Annotated in this window: 25 protein-coding genes and 2 tRNA genes; 7 read left to right on the top strand and 20 right to left on the bottom strand. The window is 66.4% G+C overall.

Annotated features, from left to right (window positions below):
* Positions 1 to 4: 4 nt before the first annotated feature.
* The 7 genes from nuoF to N7I30_RS15525 form a co-directional block, all read right to left on the bottom strand.
* Positions 5 to 1,312, bottom strand: a complete 1,308-nt coding sequence (nuoF, locus tag N7I30_RS15555) for an NADH-quinone oxidoreductase subunit NuoF (RefSeq protein WP_024351151.1) — start codon at positions 1,310 to 1,312, stop codon at positions 5 to 7.
* A gap of 20 nt (positions 1,313 to 1,332) precedes the next feature.
* Positions 1,333 to 2,799: an NADH-quinone oxidoreductase subunit NuoE gene (gene nuoE / locus N7I30_RS15550; RefSeq protein WP_491391867.1), complete on the bottom strand. Its 1,467-nt coding sequence runs from the start codon at positions 2,797 to 2,799 to the stop codon at positions 1,333 to 1,335.
* 221 nt (positions 2,800 to 3,020) lie between these two features.
* On the bottom strand, positions 3,021 to 4,211 hold the full coding sequence (locus tag N7I30_RS15545; protein ID WP_475362979.1) for an NADH-quinone oxidoreductase subunit D: 1,191 nt from the start codon (positions 4,209 to 4,211) through the stop codon (positions 3,021 to 3,023).
* Entirely contained in the window at positions 4,204 to 4,641 is a 438-nt protein-coding gene (locus tag N7I30_RS15540) for a GFA family protein (RefSeq protein WP_024351149.1), read from the bottom strand. The genes N7I30_RS15545 and N7I30_RS15540 overlap by 8 nt, the downstream gene beginning before the upstream one ends.
* Positions 4,642 to 4,656: 15 nt before the next feature.
* Complete coding sequence (locus N7I30_RS15535; protein WP_491391868.1) at positions 4,657 to 5,265, bottom strand: NADH-quinone oxidoreductase subunit C; 609 nt, start codon at positions 5,263 to 5,265, stop codon at positions 4,657 to 4,659.
* 8 nt (positions 5,266 to 5,273) lie between these two features.
* The gene (locus tag N7I30_RS15530) at positions 5,274 to 5,858 is read right to left on the bottom strand and encodes a NuoB/complex I 20 kDa subunit family protein (RefSeq protein ID WP_024351147.1); all 585 of its coding nucleotides are present in this window, start codon (positions 5,856 to 5,858) and stop codon (positions 5,274 to 5,276) included.
* The gene (locus N7I30_RS15525; RefSeq protein WP_024351146.1) at positions 5,849 to 6,214 is read right to left on the bottom strand and encodes an NADH-quinone oxidoreductase subunit A; all 366 of its coding nucleotides are present in this window, start codon (positions 6,212 to 6,214) and stop codon (positions 5,849 to 5,851) included. The genes N7I30_RS15530 and N7I30_RS15525 overlap by 10 nt, the downstream gene beginning before the upstream one ends.
* 347 nt (positions 6,215 to 6,561) lie before the next feature.
* On the opposite strand from N7I30_RS15525, the gene N7I30_RS15520 reads away from it, so the two are divergent.
* Positions 6,562 to 6,891, top strand: coding sequence for a hypothetical protein (locus N7I30_RS15520; protein WP_491391494.1), 330 nt, complete (start codon positions 6,562 to 6,564; stop codon positions 6,889 to 6,891).
* 143 nt (positions 6,892 to 7,034) lie between these two features.
* Here the strand turns inward: N7I30_RS15520 and N7I30_RS15515 are convergent.
* A tRNA-Asp gene (locus tag N7I30_RS15515) sits at positions 7,035 to 7,111 on the bottom strand.
* Positions 7,112 to 7,732: 621 nt separating this feature from the next.
* Between N7I30_RS15515 and N7I30_RS15510 the strand changes: the two genes are divergently transcribed.
* A tRNA-Val gene (locus tag N7I30_RS15510) sits at positions 7,733 to 7,808 on the top strand.
* An 84-nt stretch (positions 7,809 to 7,892) separates the two neighbouring features.
* On the top strand, positions 7,893 to 9,014 hold the full coding sequence (locus N7I30_RS15505) for an NAD(P)/FAD-dependent oxidoreductase (protein ID WP_498640029.1): 1,122 nt from the start codon (positions 7,893 to 7,895) through the stop codon (positions 9,012 to 9,014).
* A gap of 109 nt (positions 9,015 to 9,123) precedes the next feature.
* Here N7I30_RS15505 and N7I30_RS15500 read toward each other — a convergent pair whose 3' ends face one another.
* The gene (locus N7I30_RS15500) at positions 9,124 to 10,224 is read right to left on the bottom strand and encodes a YeeE/YedE family protein (protein WP_498640027.1); all 1,101 of its coding nucleotides are present in this window, start codon (positions 10,222 to 10,224) and stop codon (positions 9,124 to 9,126) included.
* Positions 10,225 to 10,276: 52 nt separating this feature from the next.
* Between N7I30_RS15500 and N7I30_RS15495 the strand changes: the two genes are divergently transcribed.
* A complete protein-coding gene (locus tag N7I30_RS15495; protein ID WP_491391491.1) occupies positions 10,277 to 10,465 on the top strand; it encodes a hypothetical protein in 189 nt (62 codons plus the stop codon).
* On the opposite strand, the gene N7I30_RS15490 is transcribed toward N7I30_RS15495, so the two are convergent.
* The 11 genes from N7I30_RS15490 to N7I30_RS15440 form a co-directional block, all read right to left on the bottom strand.
* Positions 10,444 to 10,965, bottom strand: a complete 522-nt coding sequence (locus N7I30_RS15490) for a DsrE family protein (protein ID WP_491391490.1) — start codon at positions 10,963 to 10,965, stop codon at positions 10,444 to 10,446. The genes N7I30_RS15495 and N7I30_RS15490 overlap by 22 nt on opposite strands.
* A gap of 14 nt (positions 10,966 to 10,979) precedes the next feature.
* A complete protein-coding gene (locus N7I30_RS15485; protein ID WP_491391489.1) occupies positions 10,980 to 11,513 on the bottom strand; it encodes a DsrE family protein in 534 nt (177 codons plus the stop codon).
* Between the two features lie 66 nt (positions 11,514 to 11,579).
* Positions 11,580 to 12,722 carry a c-type cytochrome gene (locus N7I30_RS15480; RefSeq protein ID WP_491391488.1) on the bottom strand — a complete coding sequence of 381 codons (1,143 nt, stop codon included), beginning with the start codon at positions 12,720 to 12,722 and terminating at the stop codon, positions 11,580 to 11,582.
* Positions 12,706 to 14,001 (bottom strand): sulfite dehydrogenase, encoded by a 1,296-nt coding sequence (soxC, locus tag N7I30_RS15475; RefSeq protein ID WP_498640025.1) that lies wholly within the window; start codon positions 13,999 to 14,001, stop codon positions 12,706 to 12,708. Before soxC ends, N7I30_RS15480 begins: the two co-directional genes overlap by 17 nt.
* 76 nt (positions 14,002 to 14,077) lie before the next feature.
* On the bottom strand, positions 14,078 to 15,772 hold the full coding sequence (gene soxB / locus N7I30_RS15470; RefSeq protein ID WP_498640024.1) for a thiosulfohydrolase SoxB: 1,695 nt from the start codon (positions 15,770 to 15,772) through the stop codon (positions 14,078 to 14,080).
* Between the two features lie 105 nt (positions 15,773 to 15,877).
* Positions 15,878 to 16,759, bottom strand: a complete 882-nt coding sequence (gene soxA, locus N7I30_RS15465) for a sulfur oxidation c-type cytochrome SoxA (protein WP_491392005.1) — start codon at positions 16,757 to 16,759, stop codon at positions 15,878 to 15,880.
* Between the two features lie 48 nt (positions 16,760 to 16,807).
* Complete coding sequence (gene soxZ / locus N7I30_RS15460) at positions 16,808 to 17,134, bottom strand: thiosulfate oxidation carrier complex protein SoxZ (protein ID WP_009209820.1); 327 nt, start codon at positions 17,132 to 17,134, stop codon at positions 16,808 to 16,810.
* A gap of 82 nt (positions 17,135 to 17,216) precedes the next feature.
* Positions 17,217 to 17,672 carry a thiosulfate oxidation carrier protein SoxY gene (gene soxY / locus N7I30_RS15455; RefSeq protein ID WP_491392004.1) on the bottom strand — a complete coding sequence of 152 codons (456 nt, stop codon included), beginning with the start codon at positions 17,670 to 17,672 and terminating at the stop codon, positions 17,217 to 17,219.
* 12 nt (positions 17,673 to 17,684) lie between these two features.
* A complete protein-coding gene (gene soxX, locus N7I30_RS15450) occupies positions 17,685 to 18,143 on the bottom strand; it encodes a sulfur oxidation c-type cytochrome SoxX (RefSeq protein WP_491392007.1) in 459 nt (152 codons plus the stop codon).
* 152 nt (positions 18,144 to 18,295) lie between these two features.
* Positions 18,296 to 18,880 carry a thioredoxin family protein gene (locus N7I30_RS15445; protein ID WP_498640023.1) on the bottom strand — a complete coding sequence of 195 codons (585 nt, stop codon included), beginning with the start codon at positions 18,878 to 18,880 and terminating at the stop codon, positions 18,296 to 18,298.
* Between the two features lie 97 nt (positions 18,881 to 18,977).
* Positions 18,978 to 19,712 carry a cytochrome c biogenesis CcdA family protein gene (locus N7I30_RS15440; RefSeq protein WP_491391667.1) on the bottom strand — a complete coding sequence of 245 codons (735 nt, stop codon included), beginning with the start codon at positions 19,710 to 19,712 and terminating at the stop codon, positions 18,978 to 18,980.
* A 162-nt stretch (positions 19,713 to 19,874) separates the two neighbouring features.
* On the opposite strand from N7I30_RS15440, the gene N7I30_RS15435 reads away from it, so the two are divergent.
* The 3 genes from N7I30_RS15435 to N7I30_RS15425 all read left to right on the top strand — a co-directional run bounded on the left by N7I30_RS15435 (position 19,875) and on the right by N7I30_RS15425 (position 21,851).
* Complete coding sequence (locus tag N7I30_RS15435) at positions 19,875 to 20,258, top strand: thioredoxin domain-containing protein (RefSeq protein ID WP_491391666.1); 384 nt, start codon at positions 19,875 to 19,877, stop codon at positions 20,256 to 20,258.
* Between the two features lies 1 nt (position 20,259).
* A complete protein-coding gene (locus N7I30_RS15430) occupies positions 20,260 to 20,637 on the top strand; it encodes an ArsR/SmtB family transcription factor (RefSeq protein WP_024351131.1) in 378 nt (125 codons plus the stop codon).
* A gap of 80 nt (positions 20,638 to 20,717) precedes the next feature.
* Entirely contained in the window at positions 20,718 to 21,851 is a 1,134-nt protein-coding gene (locus N7I30_RS15425; RefSeq protein WP_491391665.1) for a YeeE/YedE family protein, read from the top strand.

Below are 21,851 nucleotides of genomic sequence, written 5' to 3'. Positions count from 1 at the left end.
CTGCTTATTCCGCTGCCTCGAGCACCGGACGGCGGTCAGTGTCGGCATTGCGCGAGTAGTCGTCGATGCGGCGCTCGATCTCGGCGCGGAAATGGCGCACGAGACCCTGGATCGGCCAGGCGGCGGCATCACCCAGCGCACAGATGGTGTGGCCCTCGACCTGCTTGGTCACGTCGAGCAGCATGTCGATCTCGCGCTTCTGGGCGTTGCCGGTCGCCATGCGCTCCATGACCCGCCACATCCAGCCCGTGCCCTCGCGGCACGGCGTGCACTGGCCGCAGCTCTCGTGCTTGTAGAAATACGAGATGCGGGCGATGGCCTTCACGATGTCGGTGGACTTGTCCATGACGATCACGGCGGCTGTGCCGAGCGAGGTCTTGATCTCGCGCAGGCCGTCGAAATCCATCGGCGCGTCGATGATGTCGGCTGCCGGCACGAGCGGAACCGAGGAACCGCCCGGGATGACCGCCAGAAGATTGTCCCAGCCGCCGCGGACGCCGCCGCAATGCTTCTCGATCAGCTCGCGGAAGGGAATTCCCATCTCTTCCTCGACCGTGCAGGGCTGCTCGACATGGCCGGAGATGCAGTACAGCTTGGTGCCGGTGTTGTTCGGGCGGCCGAGGCCGGCGAACCAGCCGCCGCCACGGCGCAGGATCGTCGGTGCAACGGCGATCGACTCGACGTTGTTGACCGTCGTCGGGCAGCCGTAGAGGCCGACATTGGCCGGGAACGGCGGCTTCAGCCGCGGCTGGCCCTTCTTGCCCTCGAGGCTTTCCAGGAGCGCCGTCTCTTCGCCGCAGATATAGGCGCCGGCACCGTGGTGGACGATGATGTCGTAGTCCCAGCCGCACTTGTTGTCGCGACCGAGAAGACCGGCCTCGTAGCACTCGTCGATGGCCCGCTGCAGCGCCTGGCGCTCGCGGATATATTCACCGCGCACATAGATGTAGCAGGTGTTCGCGCCCATTGCGAAACCGGCGATGACGCAGCCCTCGATCAGCGTGAACGGGTCGTTCCGCATGATCTCCCGGTCCTTGCAGGTGCCGGGCTCGGACTCGTCGGCATTGATGACGAGGTAGTGCGGACGGCCATCGGACTGCTTGGGCATGAAGGACCATTTCAGGCCAGTCGGGAAACCGGCGCCGCCGCGCCCGCGCAGGCCCGACGCCTTCATCTCGTTGATGATCCAGTCGCGGCCCTTACCGATGATGTCGGCGATGCCGTCGAAATGGCCACGCTTCATCGCGGCCTTCAGGCTCTTGTCCCGCAGGCCGTAGATGTTGGTGAAGATGCGATCCTGATCGTTCAGCATCTAGATTCTCCTCGCACGCATCAGCGCTCGCCCGAACCGGAAGACGACGTGGTCGCAAGAACCTTCGCCTGCTCGATCCAGCCTTCGCGCACCGCACGGCCGCGGAAGTTCAGATAGTCGTCGATCCAGATCAGCTCGGTCTCGCGCCATTTGGCGACCTGCCAGAAATGGAAGACGCCGAGGCCGTTCAGCTTGGCCTCGATGACCGGGCCGACGCCCTTGATCTTCTTCAGATCGTCCTTGTCGCCCTGCGGCGCGTCCAGAAGATCGGAGGGCTTGTCGCCGACCTGTGCGGGCGCCGCCTCGGGCTCAGCCTTGCTGGCGAAGTGATCGGCATTGCCGGGGCCAGGACTCGTATCGGACGTATGCGCGCGCAGGCCTTCCGACTCGCCCGGTGATACCTGATCGCGGCCGGTCAGGTCGGCGGAATCCGCATCTCGCTCCTGCACGGCCGGCACGTCGTCGGGACGCCGCGCATCCTGCACCACGGCAGCCTCGGCGGCGCCTTCCTTGGCGGCCAGATTGCCCTTGGTGGAGGCATCAGCACCCGGCGTGTCGGCGGACACCTGGTTCGCCTCGACCGCATCGCGATCGGCTTCGCCGGTGGCGCCTTCCCGCGCACCGCCGGTCTGGCCCGCACCGGGGCCGGCCTCGGCGACCAGCGTATCGCTCTCTTCCTTCTCGGCCCCCTGCGCAACACTGGCATCGCCAGCCTTTCCGGGGGCGGCGATGGTCGGATTGGTCTCGGCGGCGGCCGTGTCCGGACGCCCGGCCTTGGACGGCGGGGTGGAGATCGCCTGCCCTGCCCCGGAGCCCTGCGACGGTGCGCCGTTCGCGGGGCCACCCTTCGACTTCTGGTCGGCGATCAGGTCGTCGTAATCGCCCTTGAGCGTCGTCAGACCGCCGATCGGCACCGATTCATGGCGGCCGTTCTGCGGTCCGGTCTTCACATCGCCGCCGCGACCGGCCTCGAACTCGTCGATGATCTCTTCGAGCCGCTCGGGCGTCAGATCCTCGTAGGCGTCGTGGAAGATCATGACCATCGGCGCGTTGACGCAGGCGCCGAGGCACTCGACCTCTTCCCAGGACAGCGTCCCGGCCTCGTTGCGATGGAACGGCTCGGCGTGGATCTTCGAACGGCAGACCGCCTTCAGATCCTCGGCGCCGCGTAGCATGCAGGGCGTGGTGCCGCAGACCTGGATATGGGCGCGCGTCCCGACCGGCTTCAGCTGGAACTGGGTATAGAAGGTCGCGACCTCGAGGACGCGGATGAGCGGCATCTCCAGCATGTCGGCGACATGCTCGATTGCTGCCTTGGTGACCCACCCCTCCTGATCCTGCGCGCGCATCAGCAGCGGGATCACGGCCGATTGCTGGCGCTCCGACGGATATTTACGGATCGTCGCCTGCGCCCAGGCCGCATTTTCATCGGTGAAGGCGAAGCCGTGAGGCTGGAAGGCATCGTCCGCGAGACGTCTGACAGACATCGGACCTCGACTTTAGAACCAGTTCAACATGCTATGTTGCGGCGCGTTCTATCACACGATCCGCAAAAGGCCAGTGGCCAGAAGCCGCATCAAAGCCCGACAAAGGCGCGGTTTCCCCAAGTGTTGGCATCGCGGGCGGCAAACCCGCGACGGGTCGAACAAAGCGGCGCCGGAGCGCCGAGGTCACGGCCGTCCGCGCGAGCGCGCGGCGCCGTGACAAATCAACGGTCGACTTCGCCGAAGACGATATCCAGCGTGCCGAGGATCGCCGAGACGTCGGCCAGCATGTGGCCGCGGCACAGCATGTCCATCGCCTGCAGATGGGCGAAGCCGGGCGCCTTGATCTTGCAGCGATACGGCTTGTTGGTGCCGTCGGCGACCAGATAGACGCCGAACTCGCCCTTCGGCGCCTCGACCGCCGCATAGACCTCGCCCTCGGGGACGTGGAAGCCCTCGGTGTAGAGCTTGAAGTGATGGATGAGCGCTTCCATCGAGCGCTTCATCTGGCCGCGCTTCGGCGGCACGATCTTGCCTTCGGTCGCCGAGACCGGACCGGTGCTGTGCTCGCCGGTGAGCTGGGCGATGCACTGCTTCATGATCTTCACCGATTCGCGCATCTCGATCATGCGGATCAGGTAGCGATCGTAGCAGTCGCCGTTCTTGCCGACCGGGATGTCGAAATCCATCTCGTCGTAGCATTCGTAGGGCTGCGACTTGCGCAAATCCCAGGCGACGCCCGAGCCGCGGATCATCACCCCCGAGAAGCCCATCGCCCAGGCATCCTCGATGGCGACGACGCCGATGTCGACATTGCGCTGCTTGAAGATGCGGTTGTCGGTCAGGAGGCCTTCGATGTCGTCGCAGACCTTGAGGAACGGATCGCACCAAGCGCCGATATCCTCGATCAGCTGCTGCGGCAGGTCGGCGTGGACGCCGCCGGGACGGAAATAGGCCGCGTGCAGGCGCGAGCCCGAGGCACGCTCGTAGAAGACCATCAGCTTCTCGCGCTCCTCGAAGCCCCACAGCGGCGGGGTCAGCGCGCCGACGTCCATGGCCTGGGTCGTCACGTTGAGGAGATGCGAGAGGATGCGGCCGATCTCGGAATACAGGACGCGGATCAGCTGCCCGCGCTTGGGCACCTCGACGCCGGTCAGACGCTCGACCGCCAGGCAGAAGGCATGCTCCTGGTTCATCGGGGCGACGTAGTCGAGACGATCGAAATACGGGATCGACTGGAGATAGGTCTTGTGCTCGATCAGCTTCTCGGTGCCGCGATGCAGGAGCCCGATATGCGGATCGACGCGCTCGACGATCTCGCCGTCGAGCTCGACCACCAGACGCAGCACGCCGTGGGCGGCCGGATGCTGGGGGCCGAAATTGATGTTGAAGTTGCGGACGTCGATCTCAGCCATGCGGCGTTTCCTGCTGCGGCGCGACCTTCGCGAAGAATTCGGCGCCCGTCATCTGTTCGGTCTCGTTGGCGAAGGCGTACCAGGACGGCTTCGAGTCGATGAAGATTTCCTGCGTCAGCTGCGTGTTGCTCAGCCCGTCGAACAACGTCGCCGACATGGCGTAATGCTCACCATCGAGGCTGCGCCAGAAGAGCGAGGTGCCGCAGACCTTGCAGAAGCCGCGCTCGCCCCAGCCGGAGGAGCTGTAGGTGGCGATGAGGTCGGTCCCGGCGGCGACCACGTTGCTGGCGCCGTCGAGCGCCATGAACGGTCCGGCGGTCCAGCGCCGACAGGTGTCGCAGTGACAGACGCCGACGTCCAGCGTCTCGAAATCGGCATCGATCCGCACGCCGCCGCAAAGGCACTTTGCCTGAAGCCGCTTCGTCCCCATCACACGCTCCCTAGGCTACTGCTTGGCCTTCTCGTCTCCCGGCAGAACATACTCGGTTCCTTCCCAGGGGGACAGGAAGTCGAAATTGCGGAATTCCTGCCGCAGCTCGACCGGCTCGTACACGACCTGCTTCTTGGCCTCGTCGTAATGAACCTCGACGAAGCCGGTCAGCGGGAAGTCCTTGCGCAGCGGATAGCCCTCGAAGCCGTAGTCGGTGAGGATGCGGCGCAGATCCGGATGGCCGGTGAACAGGATGCCGTAGAAATCGTAGGCCTCGCGCTCGAACCAGTCGGCGCCGGCGAAGACGCCGGTGACGGACGGCACGGGCGCGTCCTCGCCCGTGCGGACCTTGATGCGGATGCGCTGGTTCTGGCGCGGCGACAGCAGGTGGTAGACCACCTCGAAACGCTCTGCGCGCTCGGGATAGTCGACGCCGCAGATGTCGACGAGGTTGATGAACTGGGTCTGCGGGTCGTCCCGCAGGAAGGTCAGCACCCGGACGATGTCGGCCGGCGCGACGATCAGCGTCAGCTCGCCGAACGCCGTGATCGTCTCGATCAGCGTGTCGCCGAGCGTCTCGACGACATAGTCGGTCAGATCCTTCGTGGCGTGTTCGCGAATCATCTCAAACCTCAGCGCTCGATCGTGCCGGTGCGGCGGATCTTCTTCTGCAGAAGCAGCACGCCGTAGAGCAGAGCCTCGGCCGTCGGCGGACAGCCCGGGACGTAGATGTCGACCGGGACCACCCGGTCGCAGCCGCGCACGACCGAATAGGAATAGTGATAATAGCCGCCGCCATTGGCGCAGGAGCCCATCGAGATGACGTAGCGCGGCTCCGGCATCTGGTCGTAGACCTTGCGCAGCGCCGGGGCCATCTTGTTGGTCAGCGTGCCGGCGACAATCATCACGTCGGACTGGCGCGGCGAGGCGCGCGGCGCGAAGCCGAAGCGCTCGGCGTCATAGCGCGGCATCGACATCTGCATCATCTCGACGGCGCAGCAGGCCAGACCGAAGGTCATCCACATCAGCGAGCCGGTGCGGGCCCACTGGATGAGATCCTCGGTCGAGGTGACCAGGAAACCCTTGTCGGCCAGCTCGTTGTTGACGTCGGTGACGAAGGGATCGGCCGTCGGCGCGACCATCTTCGGCCCGGCGACGCCGGCATCCGTCGACGGCGCATGTGCGACGAGCGGGCGGGACGTATCGATCAATCCCATTCCAGTGCTCCCTTCTTCCACTCGTAGATGAAGCCGACCGTCAGGACACCGAGAAACACCATCATCGACCAGAAGCCGAACCAGCCGAGGGTTCCGAAGGTCGCGGCCCACGGGAACAGGAAGGCGACCTCGAGGTCGAAGATGATGAACAGGATCGAGACGAGATAGAACCGCACGTCGAACTTCATGCGGGAATCGTCGAAGGCGTCGAAGCCGCACTCATAGGCGGACAGCTTCTCGTCGTCCGGCGCCTTGAACGCCAGGAGGAACGGAGAGACCAGAAGGGCCAGTCCGATGAGAAGCGCGACGCCGACGAAAATGACGATCGGCAGATAGGATGCGAGAAGTTCGGGCATCTCGATGTCCCCAGAATCAATGGCGACCGATCGGACGGCCGCAAACTCGCGATCATCCCTTCCGCAGGCCGCCGGAGAGCCGATCGGACCGGAGGCACCGGGGATCGGCGGATCGTGACGGCGAAAACAAGGGCCTTTCGCGCTGCGGCGAGAACTATCGCCTTCTCCCTGGCGAAGCAAGGCGGGAAGCGCCGGTATCGGGACCTGCGATCCGGGGCCGCAGGGCGCCGGCGACAGCGCCGGATCGGCACCCTGCGGGCGGAGCCGACGCGTGGCCGTTGCGTTCCGACCCCAGGCGTCCGACGATCATGCCGGGCGCGGAAACGCCCGCGAGTGGAGGAGCAGCCATGAACATGCGTGAGGACAAGGTCACGGACTGGCGCACGATGCGCGAGGCGCCGCGCGACGGCAGCCGCATCCTGGCGACCGTGCGGGCCAGCGAGCAGGGACCGGCCGAGGTGGACGTGGTGCGCTGGGCCGCGCCGCGCGGGGCCTTCGAACCCGAGTGGATCGCCACCGATTCCGACCCGGCCTGCCTGGTCACCTATGGCGACGACGAGCTGGTCGCCTGGATGCCGATCCCCTCCCCGACCCTGCCATCGGCGGCAGCGGAGACATCCTGGCCGCAGCCGGCCAACGAACGGGATTTCGAGGAGGAATCGGGATCGGGCATCTGAGCCGGACGCGCAACGCAGATCAGCTGTCGCGATCGGGCCCGCGACACGCGTCGCGGGACGTCCAGACGCGCGATGCGCCGACGCTGCCTTGCGGCAGCCATCGGGGCTCGTCGGCTCGGAACTGATTGTTCTGAAAGAAAAAGTGGCGCGAGTGACGGGGCTCGAACCCGCGACCTCCGGCGTGACAGGCCGGCACTCTAACCGACTGAGCTACACCCGCGCTCCACCGCTCGGAAGCGGCTGATGAGCGGTCGTTTACGGCCAAGACCGGGGAGTGTCAAGCGACAAGCCGGTACAAAAATCATCGCAGTGCAAGATGATCCGGCTGCGCTGCACGGAAGCCCAGTTTACCGCGGTTTTGCGACGATGGAACGACACGCGGATTGCCGGGACGAACCGCTGCCGACTCCGCTCGGCGGCAGAATCAGAGCGAATCGAACGGCATCTTTTTCGCGATTCCGGGGTGGATTCGGATCAAGGGGCGAGATCGGAGCGCCCTCGCCGTCTTCTTTGGGTCCGGAGCCGGATCCGTCGGCGGCGATTAGGCCCTGGGGCATCGCCGAGTCTGACAGCGCCAACGACCGGATCGGCTTCGCCTTGAGGTCAACGAGCTTGGTCCGACAAGTCAGCCGGAATGACGAGACTGCGCGCGACATGGCGGAGCGCGACGGTCGACGACGCCAGCGCGCCCTTCCTGCATGGCTAACGGTCGGGTGCCAGACTGCGGCCCACCAACGGAACGGCCGCGGATGGTCGGCATTTGCTCCCACAGGCTGGCGCACCGCGACAGGCGCATGGCGGGCTTGCGGCGCGGTGCGGAAAACCCTAGAGATTTGCGCGCGGGCGATTAGCTCAGTTGGTAGAGCGCCTCGTTTACACCGAGGATGTCGGCAGTTCGAGCCTGTCATCGCCCACCATTCCCGCCGCGGACGTCGCCGTCTCTCCGGCCCCCATCGCGTCTGCCATGCCTTCAGATCATGTGACATGCGGAAACCGGGTTCATGAGTGATACGGACTGCGTCGTCGTCGGCGCCGGGGTCGTCGGCCTTGCGATCGCGCGGCGCCTGGCGCTTGCCGGACGCGAGGTGCTGGTGCTGGAAGCGGCCGACCATTTCGGATCCGAGACCAGTTCGCGCAATTCCGAAGTCATCCACGCCGGCATCTACTATCCGGTCGGCAGCCTGAAGGCGCAGCTCTGCGTTGCCGGCCGCAAGGCGCTCTATGCCTATGCCGCCGAGCGCCACGTGCCGCACGCGCGCACCGGGAAGCTGATCGTCGCCACCTCCGAGGCGCAGGTCGCCCGGCTCGGCGAGATCAAGGAGAAGGCGGCGCGCTGCGGCGTTGACGATCTCGTCCTTCTGTCCGGCCCGGCGGCGATGGAGATGGAGCCGGCGCTGACCTGCGTTGCCGCCCTGCACTCGCCCGCGACCGGCATCATCGACAGCCACGCCCTGATGCAGAGCTATCTCGGCGATCTCGAAGCGGCCGGCGGCCAGGTGGTGTTCAACACGACGATCGCCTCGGGCCGGCTGGAAGATGGCGGCGTCCGGCTCGTTACCCGCGACCGGGCAAGCGGCGAGGAGACCGAGATCACCACCGATCTCCTGGTCAATGCCGCCGGTCTGCATGCCCAGCGTCTCGCCGGCGCCATCGACGGCTTTCCCGCCGATCACGTTCCGGCGGCCACCTATGCCAAGGGCAATTACTTTGCCGCACCGGGACGCACGCCATTCGAGCGGCTGATCTATCCGGTGCCCGAGGATGGCGGGCTGGGTGTCCACCTCACCTTCGATCTCGGCGGCCAGATGCGCTTCGGACCTGACGTCGAGTGGATCGACGGGATCGACTATGGCGTCGATCCCGACCGGGCGGCGGGCTTCTATGCGGAGATCCGGCGCTACTGGCCGGGCCTGCCGGACGATTCGCTGACCCCGGCCTATAGCGGCATCCGCTCCAAGCTGTCGGGGCCGGGCCAGCCGGCGGCCGATTTCCGCATCGACGGGCCACAGGTCCACGGCGTCGATGCGATGGTCAATCTGTTCGGGATCGAGAGTCCGGGCCTGACCGCGAGCCTGGCCATCGCCGATCATGTGGCCGACTGCCTGGGCCTGCCGAAGCGATAATCGCAAGGAAAGTCGAATCGCGGCGCGTTTCGGCCGTGGCGGAAGCCGCCACGGCGCGCGTAGTGCTGCCGATGCTCAGCGAGGCTGACGCCTGTACCGTCCGGCCTGACTATTCGGCCGGCGAGAGCGACGCGTCGTGCAGCGTGTCCGCCGCGGGCGCCCGCTCCCGGTCAATGAAGCGATCGGCCGAAGCTGCGCCCACAACCATCGCGGCAAGGCCGACCAGTGACGAGACCGCCAGAACCGCGCCGCCCGTGAAGCCCGCGCCGATGGTGCAGCCGACCGCCAGGATGCCGCCGAAACCCATCAGGACGGCGCCGATCGTATAGCGCAGCACCGACGGCGTGCCGGGCTCGGAGAAGGTCGCGATTCGGAAATTGCCGAACAGGATTGCCGCGAGGAACGCGCCGATAAGCGTGCCGATCAGGACGCCCTGATCGAGGCCGAAGAAGCTGTCCGGGTCGGTGGCAAGCGCACCGGTGGTGGCCAGCGGCCGGATATAGGACAGGCTCTCGGCCTGGATCGGCTCGAACACCTGCAGCGACAGGGTGTAGGTGAAGTACCAGCCGGCGACGACGCTGGCGCCGACCCCGATGCCGCCGATGAAACGCCAGGTGGACACCTTCGAGACCAGCGCAAGGGCGAGCGCCGACACGGCAAGGATCGCGCCGATGGCGATGCCGGCTTCCTGCCCGAGACCGGCATGGGCGAGGAGGTCGTTGCCGCCGATCGCCGCCGTGCTCCACAAGCCGCCCGCAGCATCCCGCCAGGGGACGAGGACGCCGCTATAGGTCGCCAGACCGACGATCGCGACGACCACCGACGTATAGAGGGCGCGCAGATTGCCCGATGCCGCCAAGACGATCATCCGGGAGACGCAGCCGCGCGACAGCACCATGCCGAGGCCGAAGACGAGGCCGCCGATGATGGCGCCGGACAGGCTCTGCGCGGTGGAGAAGAAGCGCGTCTCGCGCACGTCGACATAGCCGTAATTGAGCAGAAGCTGGATGCCGAGCACCGCGACGGCGAAGCCGCCGGCCCAGACCGCCAGCGCGGCCAGGCCACGCCGCCGGGTGAGGTCCAGAACGGCCGAGCGCGTGCAGAACGCGCTGCGCTGGGCGAAGATGCCGAACAGGCCACCGACGACGGCGCCGCCGATCAGCGCGGTGGCGTTCTCGCCGACGAGATCGATCAGGGGAACGAAATCCATCGCCATATGTCCCGGTGCCGTTGCAATAGCCGGAACATATGCGGAGTTCGCGATGTATTCGCGCTACAGGAATGCCGGCCGGGGCCGCAGGCAGAAACAGCTTTGCGGCAAACGCGTGCTGCGTGGATTCTCGTTCCCCACGGCCGGCAACGGGCAGGTCCGGGAGTTCTGGACGGCGCGGCTGCCGGCTGCTGAAGCCGAAAGAGCTGCGCCGGGCGGTTACGGCTTGACGATGGTGTAGCCGGTCTCGTCGAGGCGGATCAGCTCGGCGACACCGGCTTCCACCTCCTCGGCGAAGGAGACGATCTCGGGCCGCTCGCCCTCGGCCTGCTCGAGCGAATCGAGCGTGTTGCCGCAGGCCACGAAGCCGACATTCGGCATGCTTTGGTCGAAGGAGGTCAGCCGGTCCATCACCGGGGTGCGCTCCGGCCGCAGCATCTCGATGCCGTGGCCGTAGACGACGATGCGGATCTCCACCTCCTCGGCCTTGGCCGTGTAGAAGCGCGAGACATTGGCGGCGATATCGAGCGCCGACCGCATCGCCGCCTCGTCATTGTCGGAGACCTGCAGCGCCAGCTTGTGGGTGACGAAGCCGCCGTCGTCTTCGGCCTCCTGCGCCGAAGCCGCGGTGACGGTCTGACCGGCCGCCAGGATGGCGGCGACGGCGAAGACCAGACCGGCCAGTGCCGCGGTCAGCCGGGTGCGCCGGAGCGCGATCGGTGCGGGGGCGTTGCTGGGCATGGTCTCGCCTTCCGTTACTGCAGTTCGAGCTCGGGATATTTCGCGATCACGTCGTCGCGGTTCATCCGCGGCGTGAGCGCCGGATACATGTAGCTGTAGCCGGCATTCTCGTATTTCGCGATGTCGATCACCGCCGCCGGGACGACGGTGAACAGGTCGTAGAATTCGTCCGGCGCGTAGCCCCGGCCCTTGGCGGCGTTGCGGCAGATATGGAACTCGACACCCTCGTCGGCCAGTTCCTTGACCGCATCATAGACGTCCGGGAAGGCCGCGCGGTTGAGGCGCGAGAAGCCATGCAGCTCGTTGCCATGGGCGACGACGACGAATTTCGAGCCCTCGAAATCGCCGAATTCCTTGGCGGCCTTGATGTGGTTGCGGATGAAGCCGAGCGCCCGCACGCCGTCGAGCGGGGCATCGAAATTGAAATCGTAGAGCACCTTCTGCGCTTCGTACTGCACGGGCTCGAAGGACGATTTATCGTCCGGATCGGCCTCGGCGGCGAGCGACGACGCGACCAGCGCGGCTGCTGCTAGGAGGGCGATTTTCATGGCGATGCCTTTCACTCGGGTCTGTCCCGGGCCCGCGGGCCCGGCGCGGACCCCACCGGCTCCGCGTCAATCGACGTTACCACCCGCAGGCCCTTCGGCGCCACTGTCCGGCGTCACGTCGAGAACCTGCGCCCGCGAGGTGATCGACACCGGCCCCGGCTTGCAGTCCGACATGCAGGGATCGGCATCGGCCTTGTAATGGGCCTCCGATGCACGGTCGTCGGGAATGAAGGCGCCGGCATTCGGCATCTCGATGGTGGTGAAGTTCTTGTCGGACAGTTCGAACTCTTCGTCGGTCACCACGTCGTTCAGATAGAGGACATAGGCCGTCAGCGCGTAGACGTCGTCGTCGCTGAGCGACCGCGCATTGCCAAAGGGCATGGCCCGCCGGATGTAGTCATAGGCGGTCGACAGATGCGGCCAGTAGGAGCCGACGGTCTTTTCGGGCCGTTCGCGGGTGAGCGTGTCCCGCCCGCCGGCCAGTACCGGCCAGCGACCCCTGCCCTCGCCGAAATCGCCATGGCAGGAGGCGCATTGCTCGGTGAAGATCACCTCGCCGTCTGCGACCGTGCCGCTGCCGACCGGCAGCCCCTTGCCGTCCGGCCGGATGTCGATGTCCCAGGCGGCGACTTCCGCGTCCGTCGCGGCGCGGCCGAGACGCAGCGGCCCCGTGGACGATTCGCTATGCTGCGTTGGCACGGTTGCCGGCGCGGGGCTGCCGTGCGGCGATGCCTGCGCCACCGCGTCCGCTTCGGCTTCGGGCTGGGCGGGAGCATCCTCACCAGCAGCCGGTGCGGCTTCGGCCTTCTGTTCAGCCCAGAAGGTCGCGAGATAGGCCAGGAGATCGGTGACCTCCTTGTCCTTCTTCAGTCCCGGAAACGCCATCTTATTGCCCGGCAGCATGCCGCGCGGATCGGCGAGATAGGCCGACAGCGTCTTGTCGTTCCAGACGAGCCCTTCCGCACCGGCGGTCTTCACGACCGGCGAGTAATTGTAGTCGTCGAGGCCCCCGGCGGCGCGACCGTAGAGGTCGTTGAGATGCGGGCCGATCTTGTTCTTCGCCCCCTCGCCGACATCGTGGCAGGCGCGACAACGGTTGAAGACCTTCTTGCCGGCGGCCGCATCCCCAGCCTGCGCCAGCACGGGCGCGGCGGACAGGCCGGCCAGGATCAGGGCAACGGCGAGGATCGTCTCAGGACACTTCGACATTTTCGAGCCCTCCCTCGGCGTTCAGGTGCCAGGTCTGGATGCCGTTGTTGTGGTAGATCGAGTTCTCGCCCCGCGCGGCCCGCAGCGCTGACTTCGTCGGCTGGACGAAGCCCTCCTCGTCCATGGCCCGGGACTGCAGCAGCAGCTCGGAACCGTCCCAGTCGAAATCGTAGTAGAAACGGTGCAGCGCCATCGGCAGGCTCGGCCCGTCGATCCGCGCAGCATGCCAGTTGCGGCCGCCGTCGAGGGACACGTCCACCCGCTTGATCCGGCCATTGCCCGACCAGGCGAGCCCGGTCAGCACGGTGCGACCGCGGCCATGGGTGATCGGCGCCTGCGGGCTCGGATTGGTGATGACCGACTTCACCTCCATGCCCCAGGTGAACTTGCGAGCCCTGCCGTCCGCCAGGAGATCGGTGTATTTCGAGGTTTCCTCGCGCTGCTCCCAGGGCTGGTCGCCGACTTCCAGCCGGCGCAGCCACTTGACCCACATGTTGCCTTCCCAGCCGGGCACGACGAGGCGCATCGGGTAGCCCTGTTCGGGCCGCAGCGCCTCGCCATTCATCTTCCAGGCGACGAGGCAGTCGTCGAGAGCCTTCTCCATCGGGATCGAACGGGTCATCGCCGCGGCGTCGGCGCCCTCGGCGAGCAGCCATTTGCCGGCGGTCTTCACCCCGGCCTCCTCCAGCAGATAGCGGAGCGGCGTGCCGGTATACATGACGCAATGGACCATGCCGTGGGTGAACTGGCAGCCATTGAGCTGGGCACCGCGCCATTCCATGCCGCTATTGGCGGCGCATTCGAGGAAGTAGACGCGGTTCTCGCGCGGAAAGCGCTTGAGATCCTCCATGGTGAAGATCAGCGGACGATCGACGAGGCCGTTGATCATCAGGCGATGCTCGTCCGGCGGCACCTCGGCGATCCCGGCATGGTGGCGCTCGAAGCAGAGGCCGTTCGGGGTGATGATCCCCTCCAACTCGTGCAGCGGCGTGAAACTCACCGAGCTCGTCGCATCGGCCGTCAGCCAGGAGACGTCCCGGCGCACCACATGGGCCTCGAAGGGTGACGGCGTGCCATAGGGCCGCGCCACCACGCCTTCGCCGAGATAGCGATTCCAGTCCTGGATCTCGGTGATCGCCGGATCCCCGCCGGCGGGGGCCGCGGCGGCGCTTCGCAGGCCCGCCAGCCCCGCGGCCGCAGTTCCGCCGATCGCAAGACCACGCTTCAGAAGGTTGCGGCGGGAGAGGCCGCGTTCGCTCGTTCCGGGTCCGTCGCTCATCCGCATTCCTCCCGACATATAAATATATGATATTTTGCATATATCATGCGGCAAGGCACCTGTCGAGGCGCGGCTGTCAGCCCCGCACGGTGACGCTGCGGTTTTCGCTCGGCGAAATCTCGGGGTGGCCCTTCAGATAGCTTTCCACCAGATCCCAGATCGCCGGTCCCTCGGTGCCTTCGTTCACCGACGCCCAGCCCGCCACGACATAGTCGCGCCCGGCTTTGATCGGCTCCTGCGTGGCGAGGATGGTCATGTCGGAGATCCGCGATCCGATCTCCTTCGTCGGATCGATGCCGTAGCCGAGACCGCCGACGCGGACCATGTCGCCGCCCTGCTGGTAATAGGGATCGACGTTGAAGAGGTTGTCGGCGACATCCTCCAGCACCGCCTTCAGCGTCTCGCCGCTCATCGTGTTGCGGTAGACCTCCGGATAGGTCATGGCGCAGACGGTGTGCAGATCCTCGACGGTGATGTCGCTGCCGGCAGGGACGGACGTGCCCCATCTGAAGCCCGGCGACAGCGCGATCTCGGCGTCGCGCTCGGCCAGAAGCGCGTCACAGATGACATCGTCCCAGGTGCCGTTGAAATTGCCGCGCCGATACAGAAGCCCGTCGGTGTGGCCGATGACCCGCTGCAGCTCGTCCGCATAGGGCGCGCGCACCTCGTCGATGACGGCGGCCATCTCCGCGTCCGGGGTGATCACGTCGGAGAAGACCGGGATCAGGCGGTAGCGGAAATCCTTCAGGCGTCCGTCGCCGATGTCGAGATCGAGGCGGCTGAGGAACTTGCCGTTCGAGCCCGAGGCGATCAGCAGCGTGTTGCCGACCTGCACCGGCTCGGGCAGCGCGTCGTGGGTGTGGCCGGTCAGGATGATGTCGATGCCGTCGACGCGCGAGGCCAGCTTGCGGTCGACGTCGAAGCCGTTGTGCGACAGGAGCACGACGAGATCGGCCCCGGCCGCCCTCGCCTCTTCCACATGGGCGGCGATCTGCTCGTCGCGAATGCCGAAGGACCATCCGGGGATCAGCCAGGACGGGTTGGCGATCGGCGTATAGGGGAAGGCCTGGCCGATCACCGCGACCTTGGAGCCGCCGCGCTCGAACATCTTCCATGCCTCGAAGGCCGGCTCGTCCCATTCGCGGTCGAAGATGTTGGAGCCGAGGAACGGGAACGGCAGGCCGGCGATCGCCTCCTCCACCCGCTCGGTGCCATAGGTGAACTCCCAATGACCGGTCATCGCGTCCGGCGCGATGACGTTCATGGCCGTGATCATGTCGGCGCCAGCGGTCTTGTTGGCGGTATAACTGCCCTGCCAGGTGTCGCCGCCATCCAGAAGCAGCACGTTGTCGTCGCCGCGCTCGGCCCGCGCCCGCCGGACGATGGTCGCGATCCGGTCGAGACCGCCCATCCGGCCGTAGCGCGAGGCGAGCGCCGAGAAGTCCTCGGAGGTCAGCGCATAGGCGTCCGGCGATCCCGGCGCGATGTCGTAGAGCTTCAGGAAGTCCGCGCCGCTGACATGGGGCGGCAGGCCGGCGACCTCGCCGATGCCGATATTCACGGCCGGCTCGCGAAAGAACACCGGCTTGAGCTGGGCGTGGATGTCGGTGACGTGGAGCAGCGTCAGATTGCCGAAATCGGGCGCGCCGAGCAGCGCATCCTCTCTCAGCGCCTGCTGGGCGGCGGCGCGGGACCAGCGTCCCGACAGACCGGAGCCGGTGAGCGCCGCCAGCGCGACGGTCGCGGTCAGAAACTCACGTCTGGAGAACATGGCTCACCCCCGGTCCGGATCGCATCGGCGGTCCGGACTTGATTCCGTATCGTATTGTCAGATGCGCGAGGGGCGGCCGCAGCCGCCCTCGCTAGCCGTAGCCGGCTACTGGCGAACGGCCGGCGTCTCGACCGACAGGCCGCCGCCGCGCCAGGCCGTATAGACCTCAAGCGCCATCAGCTCGTCGGAGAAGGCCTTCGGGAACTCGGCCCGGGTGTCGCGAATGCAGCCGCGGAAGCGGTTGTGCAGCGACACGAGATTGGCCTGCTTCAGACGATAGGTCGGAAAGCCGTTGGTGTTGCCCTGGCTGAGGTGGTCGGCGCGGATGTAGCGACCGTTATTGTCCTCGTGGCAGGAGGCGCAGGACAGGTTGAGCTGGCCGGTGCGCAGATAATAGCGCTCCTTGCCCCGCTCCCACCAGCTCATCATCTCGCCGGCGGCCAGATCCACCTCGACGGGCGTTCCCAGCGACTGGTGCTTGATGAAGGCGGTCAGGTCCTTCTGGTCCTGGGCGTCGAACTTGTAGGGCTCGGCCTGCATGTGCTCGGTCCGGCAGGCATCGATCTGCAATTCGACATTGATCGGCTTGCTGCTCGCCGCGTCCCATTTGGGATAGCTGGCGCCCACGCCGGCCATGCTCTCGGAGGCGTCCTCGTGGCAGGTGGCGCAGGACTTGCCGGCGGCGCCCTCGACCGTGTTCCAGATATCCTCGCCCCGCTCGACATTCAGCATGCCGGGATTCTCGAAGCTGTCGGATTCGACCTGGCGCGTCTCCGCCTCGCGGTAGAGCCAGCCGGAGCGCACCTTGTCGAAGGGATGACCCTCTGGCTCGCTCGGTGCGGGCGCGACGGTGATCATTTCCTGGCCGTCGATGGACAGGCCCTCGTCGACCGGGTCGGCGAGAGCACCGGAAACGAGCGTGAGACTTCCCAGGCAGGACACACTCAACAGGGCGATAACAGTCTTCTTCACGCAATTTCCTCCCATTTCGAGGCTCGGCGCCGGACCGACCGATACCGCTCCCCCGTCCGGCGTCTACTTGACCTCGATGGTCTGTTCGTCGGTGTAGGTCTCACCGTTGTCGTCCACCCAGGTGAACTTGAACGTCCCGCTTTCGGGCACCTTGGCGGTGAACTCGAAATAGGGATTGGCCGACACGGCCGGCTCGATATCGCACTCGAACACCTTGGTTCCGTTGAACTCGCAGGTGAACTTGTTGATGATCTGCCGCGGGATCGGATTGCCGTCCTTGTCCTTGCGCTGGCCGGATTCCATCTCGTGGCTGATCAGGGTCTTGATGGTGATGACCTCCCCGGCGCTGGCGCTCTTGGGAACCTTCACTCTCGGCTTCGGCGTTGCCATGTCTCGTTCTCCTGGGGTGACTATCCGCCCGTGCGGGCCGGGTCACGCATCGATCCTCGTGGGTGAAGCGGTCGCCTCGGCGTCAGCCGCCGCAGCCGCCGATCGTCACCTTGACTTCCTTGCGATCCGAATAGGTCGAACCATCGCTCATCTTGGCGACGGCGATGACGTTCTGCGTCTTGGCCAGCCGGATGCGCGTCGTCGCGGCAGCGGCGCCGCTCATCGGCGTGAAGTGGAAGGTCGCGACCTCGGGATTGGGATTGCCCTCGGCGAAGATCGTCACCGATTCCACGTAGCTGTCGTCGGTCATCGGGCTCTCGACATCGACGGAGATCGGCACGGTGTTGCCGTTCTCGGCGATCTCGGGCGCCGTCAGGGTGATCTTGCCACTCTCCGGCGTCTTGCCGCCGGTGAAGTCCGCCAGCGCCTTCTCGGTCGCCTCGACCGTGGCAAAGGCCCGGCCCGGCGCGAAGGCGAACATGCCCGCCGTGGCCGCTCCAGCGGACAGGGCGAAAAGCTTGCGTCTCGTCACGTACATGGAATGTCCTTCCTATTCGCCCTTGAGCGTCGCCAGATAGGCGACGACGTCTTCGACCTGCTGGGCCGAAAGGATCGTCTTGCCCTGGAATTTTTCGGCCACGTCAACGCCGACATTCAGCGTGTAGAAGCCGGGCATAATGGTCTGCTCGCCGAAGATTTCCTTGGCGTTCGCGACGATCGCGCGGATCTGGCCCGGCTCCCAGCGCTCGGCGACGCCGTCGAGCGCCGGTCCGACATTGCCGTGGAACAGCTCGCTTTCGAGGTCCTGCACCATGTGGCAGGCAAGGCAGTTGCCGAGACCGCGATTGGCGAAGACCTTGCGCCCCTCGACCGGGTCGCCCGGCTGACCGGTCAGCGAATCCGCCACCGCCATGTCCGCGAAGGACACATCGCCCGGGGCGGTTTCTGCAGCGAGTGCCAGCGGCGTCACGGCCACGGACAATGCAAGGCTCAGCGCGAACGAACGCATCATGGACAAGGCTTCCTCCCGAATGTCGGCTTTGGGTAGCCGATCTGCTTCGATCCTGTCGACCCAGTAAAGCAGGACGGCGACATCAATTCAAGTATTGTTATTTTCGAATGTATTGTAGCAGTGCAATAATCTTGCTGCACTGCAGCAAGTCATTCGGTCGTTTCCATCGCCCCGCCGTCGGCCGCCAGCTTGCGCGCATGGTATTTCTGGAAGTGCTCGTCGCCCTCGTAACCCTTCTCGCCAACCCACTGGAACATATGAAGGAATGTCGACTTGCCGAAGGCGCCGGGCATGGTCGCGACAGCCGCCTCCCCCACTGTTCCGTCCTCCGGGGCAATTTCCGGCATGAACAGGATGGTCGGGGTGAAGACGACACTCCAGCGCCGGGCCGCAGTCTTCTCCGACAGCGACGATCCGTCCAGATCGGTGACCTCCTCGTCGCCGAACATGTTGTACTGCACCACGTTGAAATTCGCCGTGATGTAGTCGCGCACCTGTGGATCGGACAGCACCTCCTCGTGCATCTTGCGGCAGTAGATGCAGCCGCGCTGCTCGAAGACGATGGCGAGGCGCTTGCCCTCCTCGCGGGCGGTCTCGATGTCCTCGGCGACGTCGCGGAACGACAGTGAGAACCAGGGCTGCTTGTGCAGGCCATCGTCGCCGATCTCGGCGGCGTGAGACAGTGTCATGGCGGCCAGAAACACCACCAGCGACAGCATGAAGATCCGTGCCATATCGTCCTCCTCGACGTGCAATCAGCCCTGGCGAGACCGACTGGAGGCCCCGCCCGCCCTGCATATGCCCGCCGCCCACGGGGCGGCCGGCTTCCTTCTAGCCGATCGTCGCGAAGACCGGAAAGGTCTCCAGCAGCCAGTAGGAGATGGTGGCCATCTGTCCGGTGACGAACAGGATGCCGGTGAACACCAGCGCGCCGCCCATGATCTTCTCGACCGTCGCCATGTGCCGGCGCATCCGAGCCGCAAAGGCCAGGAACCTTGTGGCGAAGGCGGCGGCCAGCAGGAACGGCACGCCGATCCCGATGGAATAGGTGGCCAGCAGCCCGGCGCCGCGCAAGGCGGTGTCCTGCGACCCGGCGACGAAGAGGATCGCCGCCAGCACCGGCCCGACGCAAGGCGTCCAGCCGAAGGCGAAGGCGAGGCCGATGACATAGGCGCCGAGCGGCCCAGCCGGCTTCTGGACGACGTTCACCCGCGCCTCGCGGTAGAGCAGCGACAGCCGGAAGACGCCGAGAAAGTGCAGGCCCATGATGATTATGATGATGCCCGCGACGACCGACAGGACATCGAACCATTGGGCGATCACCTGCCCGACCAGGCTCGCCGTGGCGCCGAGCGCGACGAAGACCGTGGTGAAACCGGCGACGAAGGCCAGCGAGGCCAGCATGATCTGCCGTGCCACGGCCGGTTCGGTGCCGCGTTCGCGAACCTGGTCGAAGCTCAGCCCGGCCAGATAGGCGAGATAGGGCGGAACGATCGGCAACACGCAGGGCGAGACGAAGCTGAGAAGCCCCGCCAGCAGTGCGGCGCCATAGCCGACATCGAGCATTTGGACGTTTCCGATTGCGAACTTATCTGAGGCCGGCAACGGTCGCCGGCTTGCTCCGGCGGGATCCGGCCATTAGATAGAAGAATGCATATGTTATCATCTATTGCAATTCCATCGACCGGGCGCCCGCGCCGCCCCGTTGGGCGATTCGGACGGTCGATCGTGGCCGCGGTCTTCGCATGGACGCTGCTGGGTGTGACCGCAAGCCCGTCCCTCGCCGCCGAACTCCTGATGCTGGAGCGGCCCGGCTGCATCTGGTGCGCGCGCTTCGACGCCGAGATCGCGCCTGCCTATCCGAAGACCGAGGCCGGCCGCACCGCGCCGCTGCGCCGGGTCGACGTCAGCAAGCCGTGGCCGGATGATCTGCAGCATATTGCACCGGAGCGGGTGACACCGACCTTCATTCTGGTCGACAATGACCGTGAGATCGCGCGGCTGCGCGGCTATCCGGGGGAAGACTTCTTCTGGGGTCTTCTCGACGACATGCTGGCCGACCTGCCGGCCAGGACCGCGGCTTCGCGCGCACCGACCCGACCGAGCGAGTGACTTGAGCAATCTGACCAACTGGGCCGTTCCCAAATTCGATCCCTCGACCTCTCCGGAGGAGACCGAGGCCTTCTTCGCCCAGGCCCGAAAGGCGAGCGATCTCCTGAAGGCGATGTCGCACGAAACGCGGCTCGTCATCCTGTGCCTGTTGTCGGAGAAGGAACGCTCCGTCGGCGACATCGAGTCGATCCTGTCGATGCCCCAAGCGGCGGTGTCGCAGCAACTCGCCCGGCTGCGCTTCGACCGGCTGGTCAAGACGCGGCGCGAGGGCCGCACGGTCTATTACAGCCTCGCCAGCGAGGAGGTCACGTCGCTGATCGGGACGCTGTACGAATTGTTCTGCGCGCCCGTCAGAGGCGCGCCGGACGCGCCGCGCTGAGCGTCTTCGGCGGGTGAGTAGCCCGCCGGGTACGACGGCGATCGGCTTGTAAGCGCTGCGGGCCGGGCATAGGCTCGCAGATGGATGCGCCCCTCGGGCGCTCGGGAGGCACCGACATGCTGGTGGAAAGCGGCCTTGCGCTGCCGCTGGCGGGACTGCTCGCCGGCACGGCGATGGGCTATGTCGCCCGCAGACATCATTTCTGCACCCTCTCCGCTCTGGAACGGCGCTGGTACGCCGGCGACGACAACGGCCTGCGCGCCTGGGGCCTCGCCATTCTCGTCGCGATCCTGCTCACCCAGCTTCTCGTCCTTGCCGGCCAGTTCGCCCCGGAGCAGAGCTTCTATCTCACCCCCGCCTTCGGCTGGACCGGGGCGATCCTCGGCGGCCTCGCCTTCGGCGTCGGCATGGCGCTGGTCGGCACCTGCGGCTTCGGCGCGCTGGTGCGGCTCGGCGGCGGCTCGCTGCGCGGGCTGGTGGTCATCATCGTTCTCGGCCTGTCGGCGCTGGCCGCCCAGCGCGGCATTCTGGCGCTCGGCCGCGTCGCCCTCGTCGATTCGCAGGCCTACGACCTGACCCGGCTCGGGGCGCCCGACCAGACCCTCGGCGCCGTCGCCAGCGCGCTTGCCGGCCGCGACCTCAGATGGCTGATGACCCTCGCCGTCGTCGCGGCGCTCGGCACCTGGGTCTTCCGCTCCGCCAGTTTCCGTGGCGATCGCGGCAAGATCCTCGCCGGCATCGTCATCGGCGCTGCCGTGGCCTTCGGCTGGCTGGCGACGGCGCATATCGCCGGCCGCTCTTTCGCGCCGGTGCAGGTGGAAAGCGCCTCCTTCGTGGTGCCGCCCGGCGACCTGATCCTGCAGATCGTCGCCTATACCGGCGCCATGCCCGACTACGGCGTCGGGCTTGTCCTCGGCGTGGTCGTCGGCGCGGCGTTTGCCGCCTGGCGTCGCGGCGATGTGCGCTGGGAAGCCTGCGACGACGCCCGCGAGCTGTCGCGGCACCTCGTCGGTGCCATGCTGATGGGGGTCGGCGGCGTGTTCTCGCTGGGCTGCACGATCGGCCAGGGCATCTCGGCCGCCTCGCTGCTCACCATCTCGGCGCCGATCGTGCTGATCTCGATCGCCATCGGCGCGCGGCTGGGCCTCGCCTACATCCTCGAAGGCTCGATCCGCCACGCCTTCCGCGGCATCGAACGGCGGCCGGCCGAATAG

Origin of the sequence: Aurantimonas litoralis, from assembly GCF_026153195.1 — a bacterium.
GTDB classification, from domain to species: domain Bacteria; phylum Pseudomonadota; class Alphaproteobacteria; order Rhizobiales; family Rhizobiaceae; genus Aurantimonas; species Aurantimonas coralicida.
The sequence above is the reverse complement of the archived record's forward strand: the minus strand, read 5'-3'. Positions and strand labels throughout refer to the sequence as shown.

Bases quoted from the DNA above. Each gene is read 5' to 3' on its own strand.
- N7I30_RS15525 (WP_024351146.1), bottom strand. From the start codon at position 6,214: ATGCCCGAACTTCTCGCATCCTATCTGCCGATCGTCATTTTCGTCGGC.
- N7I30_RS15505 (WP_498640029.1), top strand. From the start codon at position 7,893: ATGAGTGATACGGACTGCGTCGTCGTCGGCGCCGGGGTCGTCGGCCTT.
- N7I30_RS15425 (WP_491391665.1), top strand. From the start codon at position 20,718: ATGGATGCGCCCCTCGGGCGCTCGGGAGGCACCGACATGCTGGTGGAA.
- soxA (WP_491392005.1), bottom strand. From the start codon at position 16,759: ATGGGAGGAAATTGCGTGAAGAAGACTGTTATCGCCCTGTTGAGTGTG.
- N7I30_RS15485 (WP_491391489.1), bottom strand. From the start codon at position 11,513: ATGAAAATCGCCCTCCTAGCAGCAGCCGCGCTGGTCGCGTCGTCGCTC.
- N7I30_RS15535 (WP_491391868.1), bottom strand. From the start codon at position 5,265: ATGATTCGCGAACACGCCACGAAGGATCTGACCGACTATGTCGTCGAG.
- nuoE (WP_491391867.1), bottom strand. From the start codon at position 2,799: ATGTCTGTCAGACGTCTCGCGGACGATGCCTTCCAGCCTCACGGCTTC.
- N7I30_RS15500 (WP_498640027.1), bottom strand. From the start codon at position 10,224: ATGGATTTCGTTCCCCTGATCGATCTCGTCGGCGAGAACGCCACCGCG.
- N7I30_RS15495 (WP_491391491.1), top strand. From the start codon at position 10,277: ATGTATTCGCGCTACAGGAATGCCGGCCGGGGCCGCAGGCAGAAACAG.
- N7I30_RS15480 (WP_491391488.1), bottom strand. From the start codon at position 12,722: ATGTCGAAGTGTCCTGAGACGATCCTCGCCGTTGCCCTGATCCTGGCC.
- N7I30_RS15445 (WP_498640023.1), bottom strand. From the start codon at position 18,880: ATGGCACGGATCTTCATGCTGTCGCTGGTGGTGTTTCTGGCCGCCATG.
- soxZ (WP_009209820.1), bottom strand. From the start codon at position 17,134: ATGGCAACGCCGAAGCCGAGAGTGAAGGTTCCCAAGAGCGCCAGCGCC.
- soxC (WP_498640025.1), bottom strand. From the start codon at position 14,001: ATGAGCGACGGACCCGGAACGAGCGAACGCGGCCTCTCCCGCCGCAAC.
- soxY (WP_491392004.1), bottom strand. From the start codon at position 17,672: ATGTACGTGACGAGACGCAAGCTTTTCGCCCTGTCCGCTGGAGCGGCC.
- N7I30_RS15540 (WP_024351149.1), bottom strand. From the start codon at position 4,641: ATGGGGACGAAGCGGCTTCAGGCAAAGTGCCTTTGCGGCGGCGTGCGG.
- N7I30_RS15440 (WP_491391667.1), bottom strand. From the start codon at position 19,712: ATGCTCGATGTCGGCTATGGCGCCGCACTGCTGGCGGGGCTTCTCAGC.
- N7I30_RS15490 (WP_491391490.1), bottom strand. From the start codon at position 10,965: ATGCCCAGCAACGCCCCCGCACCGATCGCGCTCCGGCGCACCCGGCTG.
- soxB (WP_498640024.1), bottom strand. From the start codon at position 15,772: ATGTTCTCCAGACGTGAGTTTCTGACCGCGACCGTCGCGCTGGCGGCG.
- soxX (WP_491392007.1), bottom strand. From the start codon at position 18,143: ATGCGTTCGTTCGCGCTGAGCCTTGCATTGTCCGTGGCCGTGACGCCG.
- nuoF (WP_024351151.1), bottom strand. From the start codon at position 1,312: ATGCTGAACGATCAGGATCGCATCTTCACCAACATCTACGGCCTGCGG.
- N7I30_RS15520 (WP_491391494.1), top strand. From the start codon at position 6,562: ATGAACATGCGTGAGGACAAGGTCACGGACTGGCGCACGATGCGCGAG.
- N7I30_RS15545 (WP_475362979.1), bottom strand. From the start codon at position 4,211: ATGGCTGAGATCGACGTCCGCAACTTCAACATCAATTTCGGCCCCCAG.
- N7I30_RS15530 (WP_024351147.1), bottom strand. From the start codon at position 5,858: ATGGGATTGATCGATACGTCCCGCCCGCTCGTCGCACATGCGCCGTCG.